A 13,209-nucleotide genomic window follows, 5' to 3' on the forward strand; every position below is an offset into this window, starting at 1 on the left:
GTCAGGTGCCTTCACAGGAAATAGGCATGTCTGCAAATTCAACAATGCTTAAATCTATACTATATCATCTTAGCCTTAATCGACTATATACAGTATATAATACTTTTATATGATATTTGTCCCAAATATGTTCCAACTTTGTCCTATTTTTGTCCCAAATATGTCTCATTTTTGTCTCACTAAAAATTCTATGTTTCTTGATTTTTGGCAAGTATATTTCAATAATTTTAAATTCCTCTTAATTACTAACATATAGACATTTTAATTTTTAATATACACCTATTCATACTTTGTCAGACTAGACTATAGGAGTAAAAAGAGGAACTTTTTTTATTTTAAAATTAAATTATAGTAATTTAATTCACGATAAATGAAACTAAGCTATCAACGTAATTGATATTTTTTATTATCGTACTGTAACACGTACTGGTTGTACTGGTGTAAACCGTCCTGCTGTTTCTCTAACAATTTCTGTATATAAATTTCCAGCTTGAATCAAATCTTCCACAGTAATAACCAAAGAATATGGTATTTCATCATCATCTGCTACTCCCCAGCGTGTAAAAAGTTCCAACCATATTTCCCAGCTACCTGCACTAAAACTTGAAAATGTATTAGAGAAATGATAGCATGAATCCCATTTATTTCGGTTGTCTGCTACACGTGGATTATCTGTAACATTTTTGCCATTTGAATTTAATCTATGAATTGAAGTTCGAATATATGCCCCTGAATACTCACTACCTTTAGTTCTATCTATAGGTGGCTGAACAATACAAGTTACAGTTACTCTTGCTTTGGCCTCACCTCTTTTAATCTTTGCATCAGCTAAAACCGTTGGTATATGAAATTTAACCCTATTTTTTGTTAACCGATTCAGTGTTCCAATATGCAAAAATGATACTCTGTTTTCAGACGAATACATACTATTTCTCGGTGTAGACAATCCTCTCCCATATATGTTTCCAGCATAATTTACTTCTTCTTGTGAAATTCCATTCTTTTCAAACAGCGAAGTAACTCCATTATATAAAAGAGCTTGAGCTAGGCCTATATCTTCGTTTGGAACTGTCATCAAAATTTGGGCTAAATCACCAGCAACTGTTGGCGCTGTAAAACTTGTTCCTGACAATGTGCAATATCCAATATGTGACAAACATAAAGCATACGGATCGCTCGGTGTCATACCATTTTTTAATTGAGTAGCTCCATATGCTACCAAATCCGGCTTATAAAATCCACAAAATCCTGGCCCTCGTCTAGAATATGGAGCAATATCATTTTTCCCACTTACACTTCCATCATGAGCATAACCAACTGCAGCACCTACGGCTATTGCTAACATTGCATCAGCAGGTTCTGCAATTCTACTGTCATCATCATCCAAAATATCCTGTAAATCATTTTCAGTAAATACTAGTTTATGATTTCCTGCTGATACAACAAATCTAACCTCATATTTCTTAGTAAGTAAGTCTAATTCACATCCTAAGAAACTTATTTCATCTCCATCAATTGGTCGCTTTGCATTATATGAAAAATTAAAAATTTTAGCCACTGGAGCAAAGGTTTCTACAGCTTCCCGTATTCTTTGAATTACAATATTTGAAGCAGTTTCCCCTTCATCAATAATGTTAGCATCAATAATTTTTGCTCTAGGCGTAAGATATGAATCAGATATATGAAATCCAAGGTTTTCAAATGCCGCCCTACTCGCCACTGGAGTACCATGGCTTCCAAAAAATGAAGGTCGTTGACATCCAGCCGCTCTCCAATGCACTGGTACTATTGATGATAATCCATTTGGTAAGTCAACGCCGTCATCTAATATAACAACATTTGGTAAATCCTCAATTTTTATATTTGGATCTATTTCTAATTTTTTTTCAAACGGAAGAGATTTACTTGAAGCATATTGACTAAAAAACACAGTCTGTTCTATTCTGTATATAGCTTGGTCATCTGCTATTTCATTAAAACTATTCATTGGAACCATTGCCCTAATTATTGTAGTTCCATCAGTAAGTTCAAATGGATCACCTTGCAAGCTTCCATTTTTACTTATAATTCTCTCTGACAATTTCTTTTTAGCCCTATTTTTTACTTCTTCATCTAAATGTGGTAAAAGCATCATCTGAACATCAACTGAAATTTGATTTTTATTTTCATGAAAATAACGTACTAAAGAAGCCGACTGTTTATCAACTGATCTAAATGGTTCAAATTCATTAATATATTGAAAATCTTTTACAGTTCCATAATCTCTATACCTTATAATGCGTGTTTGCAACCTATTAAAGATATCTCTTTTAGTTGATACAATTGCATGATGACTATCCTTAACAGCATTTATTTTAAGACCTTCATCTTCTATTAATTTTCTCCTATTAGAAAAATCTTCCCCATCTTGCAATTCAACTTTAAAAGCTATAATATCCTCATCACAAAGAGAATCATTAGATTTTAATCTTTGAAATGTTTCGAGTATTTTTCTCAGCCCTTGAGATAATTTATTTCCATGTACCGCTGGCTCTAAACCATAGTCTTTATTTCTAGATGTCGGTGTTTTTGGTACCTTATTTACTTCTTCTTGAGGTATCCATAAATGTAATTTTGGTTCATCACTCATTATCTAATTCACCCCTATATTTCTTTACTTGATAATCCAAAGTATTATGTGATATTCCCATAGCTTTTGCAGCAGCACGCAATGATACTCCTCTATCCAGCATATCACAAATAACTTTCATGGATTCATTACTGCTATCCGAAAATTTAGTTAATTGTTGAATTAACATAGACATTACGTCTTCTGTTTTCAGTTTCTTGTCAATCAAGTATTTCTTGGCTGCTGCTGTTGCTAGCTCTTCTAATTGTGATCCATTAATGCCTTCTGAAACCTTTGCTATTGCTTTATAATCTATCTTTGACTCAATATTATATTTGCTAATTCCCCTTTCTATCAAAATCCGACGTTGTTCTTCATTGGGCAACTCTAATGTAATTACTACATTAAATCGCCTCCAAATTGCTGAATCTAAAAGATGCTCATGATTTGTTGCCGCTATTAAAAATACATTTGTAGGCATATTATCAAAGTTTTGTAGTAATGTAGTTACTACTCGCTTTAACTCACCTAGTTCATTACTATCATCTCTCTTTTTAGCAATAGCATCAAATTCATCTAAGAATAATACAATTCTTTGATTTTTTACTGAATCAAATACTTTACGTAAATTTGTACTGGTTTGCCCTAAATATGATGATACCAGCCCATCTAATCGAACATACGCAATAGGTAAATTTAATTCATGACCCAATGCATAAGCTGTCATAGTCTTTCCACATCCCGGTGGACCACATAACAAAACTCTATTAATGGGTGACATGTTATGCTTTAATAATTTTTCTGAATTTTTTTGTTCTAAAATAATCTGCTCTAAAATTTTCTTCTGATTATCTGGTAATATCACATCTCCAAATGATGTTTCCGATTGAACAATTTCATACAGTTCTAATAAATTGTCTTTATCTCTTGGTATATTCATTTGGGATGAAAAGGTAGTCATACTTGGGCTAAACTTCATTACGGTGCTTTCAGATTTTTTCTTATTTTCATAAGCTCTCTTCAATCTTAATGCCGTAGGCATATTGCCCTTTTTTTCTTCATCATTTACTAACTTGTTTAATGCTTCAATGAATTTACTTTCATCTCCGCTACAATGAGCTGCAATCAAATTTTCTATTAGCCCTGATTTCATAGTTACACACTCCTGCTTTTAATATTCGTACATATTCGGACATTTACATGTATATTATAGTTTTAAGGTTTGTTTTTGTCAATATAATTCGGACATTTTCGGACAACTTATTTTGATTATAATCATGTTTAATGCACCCAGCTCTAATATGTAATCTATAATTTTTATATATCCACTAATTTTTACAAAAATAAAAAGAACTCGCATATTACGAATCCTTTCTCAATTATCATTATATAAACTCTCCCACTTCACAATGTCCTCCAGTATCTCCCCACGCCTTCTATAAGCTGTACTTCTAACACCACCGTACATTTCATTGGCTATCCAGTTTATGCTCTTATTTATTTTATATTTGTAAATAACAAAATCCATCATTTCTTTCGATAGTGGAGGGACTGTCAGCACTTTTTTTAATGGAGCTATATTCCTTTTCAGCTGTCTTATCCTGGCCCTGTTCCTACGGAGTTTTCCACTTACATATTCCAGTTCATCCTCAAGCTTCTCAATTTCTCTCACAATGCCCTTTTCTGCCACGCTTTCGCCTGTAGGACTTGTCTGTACTCTCTCACTAAAGCTGGGGCTCATATGGCTATCTGGACTAACATAAACATTGCAATGTTTTATATCCCACTGGATACTTTCCTCTTGGTCCTGAAGCTCCCTGCAGTCAATCTCCAACAGTTCCATTTCTTTAAGATCCCTGAAATAGCCATATAGTTTTCCCTCTGTCTTTTTAAATGTCTCCTTGTCCACTGGCATTCCCTCCTACTTATTTATTACTTATGCCTAATCACCATCACTACCGTTGCCATTACTCCAACAAATATGCCCATGCATAGAAGATACATAATCACAAAATGCATTAATGCTTCCATGGCATCACTCCTTGTATTCCCACAAACTCAGCTGTCCTTTGGCCGGCACTGGCTTTCTTAAAGATTCAATATTATCTAAGATCCATGCATATCTGCCTGGTGAATAATCCCCAAAAATCAACTCTTTACCTTCTACTATAACTCTAGGAACATCAGTATATATAACGTCACTCTTTGATGATTTAACTTTAGTGCAATCTACTAAATTACATTTAGCAATAATCATCCCTATTGGCATTTCATTTATATTTATACTTTTAAGTGATTCTCTAATTATTGGATTTTTCAAAGCCTGTTTATCTATATTCTTACCTGCATGTATTAACAATGGTCCCCGATAATTTGTCCTCCATGATCTAGTTTCTATATGTTTCTCTCCCAGGGCTATAAGTGAAGCCCATGGCTGCCTGATAGTCAATACTTTCATACTGATACATCTCTCTTTCTCTCCATGTATAGAATTCCGGTCAACCCATCTCTTCCGAAATCCTCAATATGGTAATATTTCTCATGTTTCTTTACGATTCTTATCTTCTCCTTAAAGCTCCAATATGGCAGTGCCATTATCTTCGCTCCCCTAAATCCACCCATTACCACCATCCCCTTGTATAATAATTTCAATTTGGCATATATTATAGGTACTCTGTAATCATCACTGTTTTTCACTCTAGCCAGGGATTTTCACCCCTGGATTTTTTCTTTGTAAACTATTTAAATTTTAGTATAACAGTTTGAAATCTGCACATACTATAAATACCTACGTTCAGTTTCTATATTATTTTTCCAGAGAGAAGTCTCCCTGGTCTTTTTTTAATATAAAAGCACCGTAAAATTCATTTGAATAATACGGTACTTAATTAAAATCTATTAATCACAATATTTTTCATAGAAGCTTTAAACTCTATCTCTCAATAAATTTCATCAATTCTTCATTGAATTTATCTTTCTCATCATAAAATAAACCATGTCCACTAAATTTAAAAGGTATGAGTTTTGAATTTGCAATACTTTGTTTTTGTATTTCACCTAATTCAAATGGGACGATTTTATCATGAATTCCATGAAGGATTAAAGTCGGAACATTTATTTTTTCTAAATCTGAAAAAAACACTTCATTTATCCACGCATTTGCAACCGCAGCAGTAGCCCATCCTGACGCCTGTAGTCCTAGTTGAAAGAACCATTCTGAAAATGCCTGAGTTGTATGCTGGTAAAAAAACATATCTCCAAAACCCCGAAGCATTTCAGGGCGATCATTATATGTTCCTTGAATAAGTTGTAAAACAGTTTCTTTGTCTAAACCATAAGGAAAATTAGGACGTTTGATAAGACTAGGTGCCACTGCAGCAAAAAGAGCAAGTTTTGAAACTCCATAGCCTTTATGACGGGCCATGTATCTAACTGCCATTGCCCCTCCATTTGAATGTCCTGCCAGTGTAATATCATGTAATTTTAGTGCCTCAATTACACATCTCACATCATCTGATAATCTATCAAAGTTGTATCCATTCCAAGGCTTATCTGATTCGCCAAACCCTCTTGTATCTATCCCAATACATCTAAACCCCATCTTTGGAAGTTCATTAAATTGATATTCAAAAAGCTTATGGTTTCCTGGCCAACCATGTATAAATAATATGGTTTTATCCCCTTTGGGATTAAGATCCTCCACATAAATTTTTACCCATGGTTCCACCATGACATAATAACCCACTAAGACTCCTCCGATTTATAATATTTACCCCTACATACTATTCCCCAAATATAATCTTGTGAATATCTAAATTAATTTAAATTAAAGTACCGTACTATTCAATTTTCAAAGAACAATTAATTTTATTTAGTTATTTATAAATTAACTTTATCTCGCCTGGCCCTTTCCTCCATATCAGACTTTTCTTTCATTAACGCGACCACCTTCTTAAAGTCTCTCTCCAGCTCCGCAGCCCTGATTTTCTTTTCTATCTTTGCAATTCTCTGCCTGTAGAACTCGGTTATTATCATATTTTCACCTTCTTAAATTTCATCTGAGGGCACGGCTAATGTAACCATGTCCCCAAAATTTAATTATGAGATTATCTTTATTCCTTCCATATCCTTTAATTGTTCCTCTAAGTATTTCTTTATCCTACCCATGGCCTCATTTCTCCAAGCCCCTCCATCTGCTTCAAATAAGGCTGCTGCTGGTCCACTTTGCATTCTGAATATAAACTTACTTTCTGGCTGTTCAATCTCAGGAAATGTTCTGTATGGTGCAAGAATTACCGGGTTAGGTACAACCACATTATTTACACTTGCGACACCAGTTTTTATGGTAGCTGCCTGGCTTACTCCATCATCACCAACCTGTTTTACAGCTGAATCCTTTATGTTTCCAACTACTTTTAACAAAAGTGCTCTGTCTTTGTTATCTATAAAACTGCTCTGCAGCATGATATTAAACTCTTCTGGATCTATGAATCTATTAAAATAAATATTGTCTGGTAGTAACGATTTAACTGACATATAATTTTCTCGGTCCTTATCTTCTCTCAATTCAGAATAAAATTCCACTCTTTCAGGACTAACAACATGTATCAAATTTTGTCCACTATATTTGCTATCTATTCCCGATTTAATGTAATCCACCAAAGCTGTAAGTGTGGTAACTGTTATTGCTGCAGGTGTCGGCTCCTTTACTTTATATACCTGGTTAGTTGTAAATTTCTTGCCATCAATATCAAGAACCTTAATTTCACCTAAACCCACTAAATATTGCAATGCTTCTTTTTCTGTATAATTACCCATTTTTACATTCCTCCATATATTTTTATTTTATTATTTAACTATCTTTAGGCCGTCTGTATCTGTATTTTCTTCTTTCTTGCTCTTGGTATTAATAACTTCTCCAGTTTCCTGATCTACTTTAATGGCTTGCTGCCCCGGTATTTGTTTTTTGTATTCTGCTGCAACTATTTCACCATCAAGCTGTTTGTCTATTATTATGTTTGTGCGAACTCCTTCCTTTGGAGCCAATGTCGGCTTAGATACTATATCCACACTAGTTATATCCCTATCTTTGCTTGCCTCAAATATCATAGTTACAGTGACTTTCCTTTTAGTTTTCCATGGTGTATTAGGGTCTGCTATATTTTCCATCACCTCTTGAATAGCTTGGTTAACCCTTTCTGTAAAGGCTCCCCCTGCTAACTTTTCTAAGTTTAAATTTTTAGCCATAAATCATTCCTCCTTGTTTATTTGATTCAGCTTCACAACCACCTGAGGCTGTTCACTGTAAAATTTATTAACTGTTAGACTCACAATCTGCTTGTCATCCAAGTAAGCTATGGTATTAAGCGCATCACATATGATCTTTGCCACGTTGTCCAAGTCTGGTTTTTTATCCGGAAGCAGCTCATTGTTCAGCATCTGCTGTCTTTTTTTATTACTGGTGCTTTTCGGTATTTTATAAAACGCTATAATATGAACACGTATATATCCTTCAAGCATTGGAAGCCTGTTATTTACATAAAGCTCTTTTACATATGTCTCATAGTTCAAGGTCTTTTCAGGAGTATGTGCTGACTTAGTCCATCTGTTGAACTTCGGTCTTTGTTTACCCATTGGTTCTCCTGGAACTATTAATTCTACTGGATTATTCATGCTTTCTCCTTCTCTTTTATCTCTTTGAGTATTTCATCTAGCCTTTTAAAACTACCTGCTTTTAATTCAAAATATTGGTGTATATCCTTTGGCAGTCTCATGTAAAAACCATCAAAATCAATATCATTTCTGTTGGTACTATCTTCTCCAGATATATCTCCAGGAGCTTCGGCACTAATCCATACCTGTCCACCTTTTGTTTTAGTCACGTACATGTACTTAGCTCCACCATATGTCCTTGCAATATCCCTTAGATATTTAGTCAATGGAATTTGAAGTACTATTTTACTCAATTTATTCACCTACTTTACTAAAATACTAATACTCTAAATCTCTCATACATGGCTTTTAAACTCCTTTTAATTTTTAGGCAAGTAAATATACTACTTGTACCCTTAAAATTAAAATTTGCCTTGTTCTCGGTTGAATTCCACTACTTTCTGCCTATCCATCCTCCCATCCTAAAAGTTTCTTCTCCAAATCTTGCACTTGACTGCTGCTGTATTGCCGCCCCTTAAAATCAAATTTGCTGTCCTTCCTGGCATAAGTATTTTTCTTAACTTCACTTTTCCCGTTCTTGGCCCAGTTTTGAAGTATCTTAGCCATATACCCCTTTATAAAAGCATTTTTGTTTATAACAGTAAGCTGCAGTGCTTCTTTACACCAGTCATACCCATAGTCATTTATAAATATCTTTAAAGCAGACATATGAGCTGTTATACTTTCACCTGGTTTTAGGGTCTTGTAATATTTACAAAGTTCTAGCGCTTTTTCATCATGAGAGTTTCCGGTACCGGAAACTTTTTTTTCTCTACTCTCTCTTTTACTTTTCTTTACTTTACTTTCCTTTACTTTACTTTGGGGATTAATGTCTGCATTAACTACCTCATTATTAGAGTTAATGTCAACAATAACTAAGTTTTTGTATACATTAATGGTTTCATTGTCCAAAAGTAAGTATTCTTTGTATATTTTTACCTTTTGTCTTCTGCCCACTGCTTCTAAATAACGCTTCTGAATACCCTTTGAAGTAAGTACTTTACATGTTTCAAAAACCTTTTTATCGAACAAATCCCACTTAATACAATCATTAATGATTACATTAAGTGAGTTAATGTCTACATTAACCCTTTTTGAAAATAGTAATTGCTGTTTTTCAGTCCACTCATAGAAGTAACCGTGCTTATAAATCTTCATTAATAATTTAATTACTACACCAAAACCAACTAATCCATGCTGTGCTTCTATAAGTGCAACTTTATCATCTTGATCCATATCTACATCTAAAGGAAAATATTCTAATCCTTCTTTTTGAGGTCTAGCCAATGTATACACCTTCTCCCATAGCTCAATGCTCCTTACAACTCTGAATAATGTATTGCTCTGTCCAATTTCTTTATAGCCCTGCAGTATGCACAATGGCCGCACCTTTGGGGAGCCACTTTCCCATTCTTAACATCTAATACGTGCTGTATATTTTCTTTCACTTTCTGAAAGCCTCTCTCATAATCCTCAGGAGTAAAATATAATATTGCCTTATCAGGTGGAGACTGTTTTGTAACTGCAGCTATAAATCCATCAATATCCTTGATATTTGTCACAATTTCAATTCCTTTTTTATATATTGCTATTTGAACTAAATAGCCCCATGCTTCGGCAAAACTTACCTTTCTGTGTAATTCTTCATCCCATACCTTTTGAAAGTCTCTAGTGGTCTTTAAATCCACAAAATACCCGTCTTTTAAATTTAAGCAATCAACTTTAATTTTCCATGGAACCCCGAATAAATCAAAGGTAAATATCTTTTCTTTATCTCCTGTGTAAACTTGCTTAAAGGATTCATCCGTTTCTAAGCAATTTATCATTTCATTGGCCTGCTGGTATTGAGATTTTAAAGCTCCTGCCTTTGTAAATATCTCTGGATGTTCCTGCTTGAATCTGTCCAGTGTCCCTTCAAAATGGCTGTGTACATAAGAACCGACTAACAGAGGTGTAGAATCCTCCTGCTGGTATGTTCCATTGAGTATTGCCATCTGCCTAGCCTCACAGCCCCCGTATTGGGGAAGGAAGCCCTTAAATTGGCTTACCTCCATGTACTGTCTGTTTGCCTCCGGAGAGAAGTAATTTTCATCTGTTAGCTTCAAAAGTGTAGCTTCCATTACTCCTCACCATCTTTCATTTCAAATGGCGTTCCTTCAAACATATCTTTTTGATTTATCTCAGACGCATCTTCATTTTTAGATTCTTCTTTCTTGGAATCAGTCTTGCCTTTGAGCTTATCATCAAGCTTGGTTCTATGTTTTTCAGTCTCCTGTTTAGGAGATTTAATTTCAAAATAATCTTCTCTTTTGGACATACCGTCCTTTAAGGATTTATATACCTTCCTAAGCCTTATAAAATCATTCTCACTAAAAGCATCACTTGAACAACGAATATAACCTTCAAGCATTTCTTTTGTAACACTGAATTCTTTTTCAAAAGCTCCAACCATTTTTCTTACCCTGTCAATCAAAGGTTCTGTATTACCACTCTTGAGGGTCAATTCGCACTGTTCTATAGCCTTGTCTATTACATCCCCGGGTATTACCCCTAAGATGCAGGCTCTAAGCCTTCTTGCTCCATTGTTTGCAACCATTTCATAGATATCCCTGGGGTCAGTCAGCTTTTCATTTCCCTTTCTTCTGGAGTATCTAGTGTGTGGAACTTGAAATATTTTTGTCTGCCTTGTATTAGTCTCTAAATCCCATGCATAAGCCATAACCGAACTTTCATTATCCTTCTGGTCAAGCTCCATAATTCCAAAATCAATATTTCCCCAGTTTTGAGCCAGTGCCTCGGCAAGTCTTATTGAAGGCCCTGTGATCTTTTGCCCTCCCCTCGGATATTCATACATGGATTGTTCTGCCAGGCTTTTTCTCTGGCAAGCTCTCATAATACGGTTGTAAGATTCCACTTCATCACGTGGGAACTTCTTGGCCACATACATGGCCATTTGAACCTCCTGTGCTTCCCTACCTACCATCATTTCTGTTGTGGTTGATTTTACTGCAGGTGTTTGTTCTCCATAAATATTTGCTACTGCATTATTCATTTACTACCCCTCCCAATTTCTCAATTTCCATTTCTTCGCTATCTGTATGCTCTGTTATAAAATATTGATAACTATCATTCATAGCAGCTTCAAGGATTGTTTTCTGGTCTGATTTAAGGCTCTCAAATCTATCAAGGCATATAACCTTCAAATCCCCTGCCTGGGCTTTTGCTATTTTAAAAGCAAGTTCCAATTTTTCTCCGTCTGAAAGTCCATCTATCAAAGTTCCATTTATACGAATTAGTCCTTTTTCATCAACGGATATGCCATTGATAGGCATCTTTGCAGTCTTAAGCAAGTCCTGTGGAAGTGTTCTCGATTTTTCAATTCTTGTAGTTAAAATAGCTGCATATCTTTCTTTATCAGAAAGCTTATTATCTCTAATATCAAGGAGCATATCCCACTGTCTCAAGTAGGATTGCATTTCTGCTACTTCATCAGCCTTTTGCTGTAATGGTTCAATATCTACTGGTTCATGGTTCTCAATATATTCTCCAGCTTTACCAACCCTTATTTTCTCTTTATCAATTTCAGTACTTACCTTTTCATCAACTGCTTTTAACTCTTGTTTTTCCAAACTGTCAAGTGAATTAAGTTCCTCATTTTTCTGTGTAATCTTGTTGTTTTGAATATTAATTAGTTCTTTCTTTTCTTCCTTAAGCGTCTCAGCCTTCTTTTTCTCATTTAGCTTTAATTCTTCTGCCCTTTGTTTTATTTTCTGAACAGCCTCTTTTAGTTCAATCTCTGTATTTTTGTCAATATCTGAACAGTTCTTTTTAACTTCATCATCTAAATTTTTAAGCCTGCACTCTGCTTGAAATCTTTTATTTTCTGCAAGGTCTATAATGTCCTTGATATCCTGTCTCTGGTCTTTATATTTCATCTGAACTCTTGATTTATCACTTTCAGCATTGGCCTTTATAGCTGCAACCTTATTTTGAAAACCTTCTTGAAGTGCCTTTGCCTGTTCTATATATTGATTGATTTTCTGTGCCTCTGAAACTTTGTTGTAATACTCCTGGACCTTTTTATTTCTCCATTCTTCGCCATCATAATCAGCTGGAAGCTCCTTTTTAATTACCTGAATTTGAGTTTTTAACTCCTTGATAACCCTGTTGACTTCCTCCCTGTCCTTGAAATATTTAGTCTCTATAGCCTTTAAAACCATAAGTATATGCTGATTGTATTCAATGTTTGAAGGTATCTCTCCAAACCATTTTTGAATATCTTCCTGCGACCAATCAATTTGAAGCATGTTCAAAATGCTTTTTGTCTGCTCTTTAGGAGAAAGATTCACCCAGTCTATAGGTCTGAATATGTCTCCATTTATCAGCTTCCTTAAAAATCTTTCTGTGGAAGGAACCCCTTCATCACCTTTACGTACTTTTAAATAGTCTGCTTTTCCGTTCCTAATCTTACGGTTTATCTCAAGCCCATTATCCAATTCAACATAGAGAGTAGCTTCATCATCACCATGTCTTATAACTTCCGTACGTCTCTTTGAATTTGTAAATGCTGTTTCCAGCGCTTCAATAACACTGCTCTTTCCCGAACCTTTAGGACCTCTAAAAATATTTACCTTTCCTGCATCAAGCCCGAATTCTTTAAGCCCAACATAACTATTTATTTCAATCTTTTTAATTCTACTCATAATGTTCCTCCTATCTCATCAACTTCACACGGACTGAATATGGTTCTATCAAAGAAGCTAAATTCATCAGAACTCAACTGTAAAAGCCCATACCTTCCTACTTGCATTACCTTTGCTACTATGCCGTTACTTTTTATCTTTACTTTGCTTCCTGGTTTCATGGCTTACCTCCCTATTTGATTTTTC

Annotated in this window: 16 protein-coding genes; all 16 read right to left on the bottom strand. The window is 34.7% G+C overall.

What is annotated here, in order from left to right:
• Positions 1 to 406: 406 nt before the first annotated feature.
• A complete protein-coding gene (locus AB8U03_RS00170) occupies positions 407 to 2,629 on the bottom strand; it encodes a S8 family peptidase (RefSeq protein WP_369702523.1) in 2,223 nt (740 codons plus the stop codon).
• Positions 2,622 to 3,761: an AAA family ATPase gene (locus AB8U03_RS00175; protein WP_369702524.1), complete on the bottom strand. Its 1,140-nt coding sequence runs from the start codon at positions 3,759 to 3,761 to the stop codon at positions 2,622 to 2,624. Before AB8U03_RS00175 ends, AB8U03_RS00170 begins: the two co-directional genes overlap by 8 nt.
• A gap of 222 nt (positions 3,762 to 3,983) precedes the next feature.
• A complete protein-coding gene (locus tag AB8U03_RS00180) occupies positions 3,984 to 4,523 on the bottom strand; it encodes a transcriptional regulator (RefSeq protein ID WP_407064930.1) in 540 nt (179 codons plus the stop codon).
• Positions 4,524 to 4,643: 120 nt separating this feature from the next.
• Entirely contained in the window at positions 4,644 to 5,066 is a 423-nt protein-coding gene (locus AB8U03_RS00185) for an ASCH domain-containing protein (RefSeq protein WP_369702526.1), read from the bottom strand.
• Positions 5,063 to 5,305: a hypothetical protein gene (locus tag AB8U03_RS00190; RefSeq protein ID WP_369702527.1), complete on the bottom strand. Its 243-nt coding sequence runs from the start codon at positions 5,303 to 5,305 to the stop codon at positions 5,063 to 5,065. The genes AB8U03_RS00185 and AB8U03_RS00190 overlap by 4 nt, the downstream gene beginning before the upstream one ends.
• A gap of 235 nt (positions 5,306 to 5,540) precedes the next feature.
• The gene (locus tag AB8U03_RS00195) at positions 5,541 to 6,353 is read right to left on the bottom strand and encodes an alpha/beta fold hydrolase (RefSeq protein ID WP_369702528.1); all 813 of its coding nucleotides are present in this window, start codon (positions 6,351 to 6,353) and stop codon (positions 5,541 to 5,543) included.
• 134 nt (positions 6,354 to 6,487) lie between these two features.
• Entirely contained in the window at positions 6,488 to 6,643 is a 156-nt protein-coding gene (locus AB8U03_RS00200) for a hypothetical protein (RefSeq protein ID WP_369702529.1), read from the bottom strand.
• Positions 6,644 to 6,706: 63 nt separating this feature from the next.
• Entirely contained in the window at positions 6,707 to 7,426 is a 720-nt protein-coding gene (locus tag AB8U03_RS00205) for a hypothetical protein (RefSeq protein WP_369702530.1), read from the bottom strand.
• A gap of 30 nt (positions 7,427 to 7,456) precedes the next feature.
• A complete protein-coding gene (locus tag AB8U03_RS00210) occupies positions 7,457 to 7,855 on the bottom strand; it encodes a replication terminator protein (protein WP_369702531.1) in 399 nt (132 codons plus the stop codon).
• Positions 7,856 to 7,858: 3 nt separating this feature from the next.
• Positions 7,859 to 8,281 carry a RusA family crossover junction endodeoxyribonuclease gene (locus AB8U03_RS00215; protein ID WP_369702532.1) on the bottom strand — a complete coding sequence of 141 codons (423 nt, stop codon included), beginning with the start codon at positions 8,279 to 8,281 and terminating at the stop codon, positions 7,859 to 7,861.
• On the bottom strand, positions 8,278 to 8,583 hold the full coding sequence (locus AB8U03_RS00220; protein ID WP_369702533.1) for a hypothetical protein: 306 nt from the start codon (positions 8,581 to 8,583) through the stop codon (positions 8,278 to 8,280). Before AB8U03_RS00220 ends, AB8U03_RS00215 begins: the two co-directional genes overlap by 4 nt.
• A 142-nt stretch (positions 8,584 to 8,725) precedes the next feature.
• Positions 8,726 to 9,607, bottom strand: coding sequence for a DUF4373 domain-containing protein (locus AB8U03_RS00225; RefSeq protein WP_369702534.1), 882 nt, complete (start codon positions 9,605 to 9,607; stop codon positions 8,726 to 8,728).
• A gap of 32 nt (positions 9,608 to 9,639) precedes the next feature.
• On the bottom strand, positions 9,640 to 10,440 hold the full coding sequence (locus AB8U03_RS00230) for a PD-(D/E)XK nuclease-like domain-containing protein (protein ID WP_369702535.1): 801 nt from the start codon (positions 10,438 to 10,440) through the stop codon (positions 9,640 to 9,642).
• On the bottom strand, positions 10,440 to 11,372 hold the full coding sequence (locus AB8U03_RS00235) for a hypothetical protein (RefSeq protein WP_369702536.1): 933 nt from the start codon (positions 11,370 to 11,372) through the stop codon (positions 10,440 to 10,442). Before AB8U03_RS00235 ends, AB8U03_RS00230 begins: the two co-directional genes overlap by 1 nt.
• Positions 11,365 to 13,023, bottom strand: coding sequence for an AAA family ATPase (locus tag AB8U03_RS00240; RefSeq protein WP_369702537.1), 1,659 nt, complete (start codon positions 13,021 to 13,023; stop codon positions 11,365 to 11,367). Before AB8U03_RS00240 ends, AB8U03_RS00235 begins: the two co-directional genes overlap by 8 nt.
• Complete coding sequence (locus tag AB8U03_RS00245; protein WP_369702538.1) at positions 13,020 to 13,184, bottom strand: hypothetical protein; 165 nt, start codon at positions 13,182 to 13,184, stop codon at positions 13,020 to 13,022. The genes AB8U03_RS00240 and AB8U03_RS00245 overlap by 4 nt, the downstream gene beginning before the upstream one ends.
• Between the last annotated feature and the right edge of the window lie 25 nt (positions 13,185 to 13,209).

It is taken from the genome of Clostridium moutaii (assembly GCF_041205085.1).
GTDB classification, from domain to species: Bacteria; Bacillota; Clostridia; order Clostridiales; family Clostridiaceae; genus Clostridium_B; species Clostridium_B moutaii.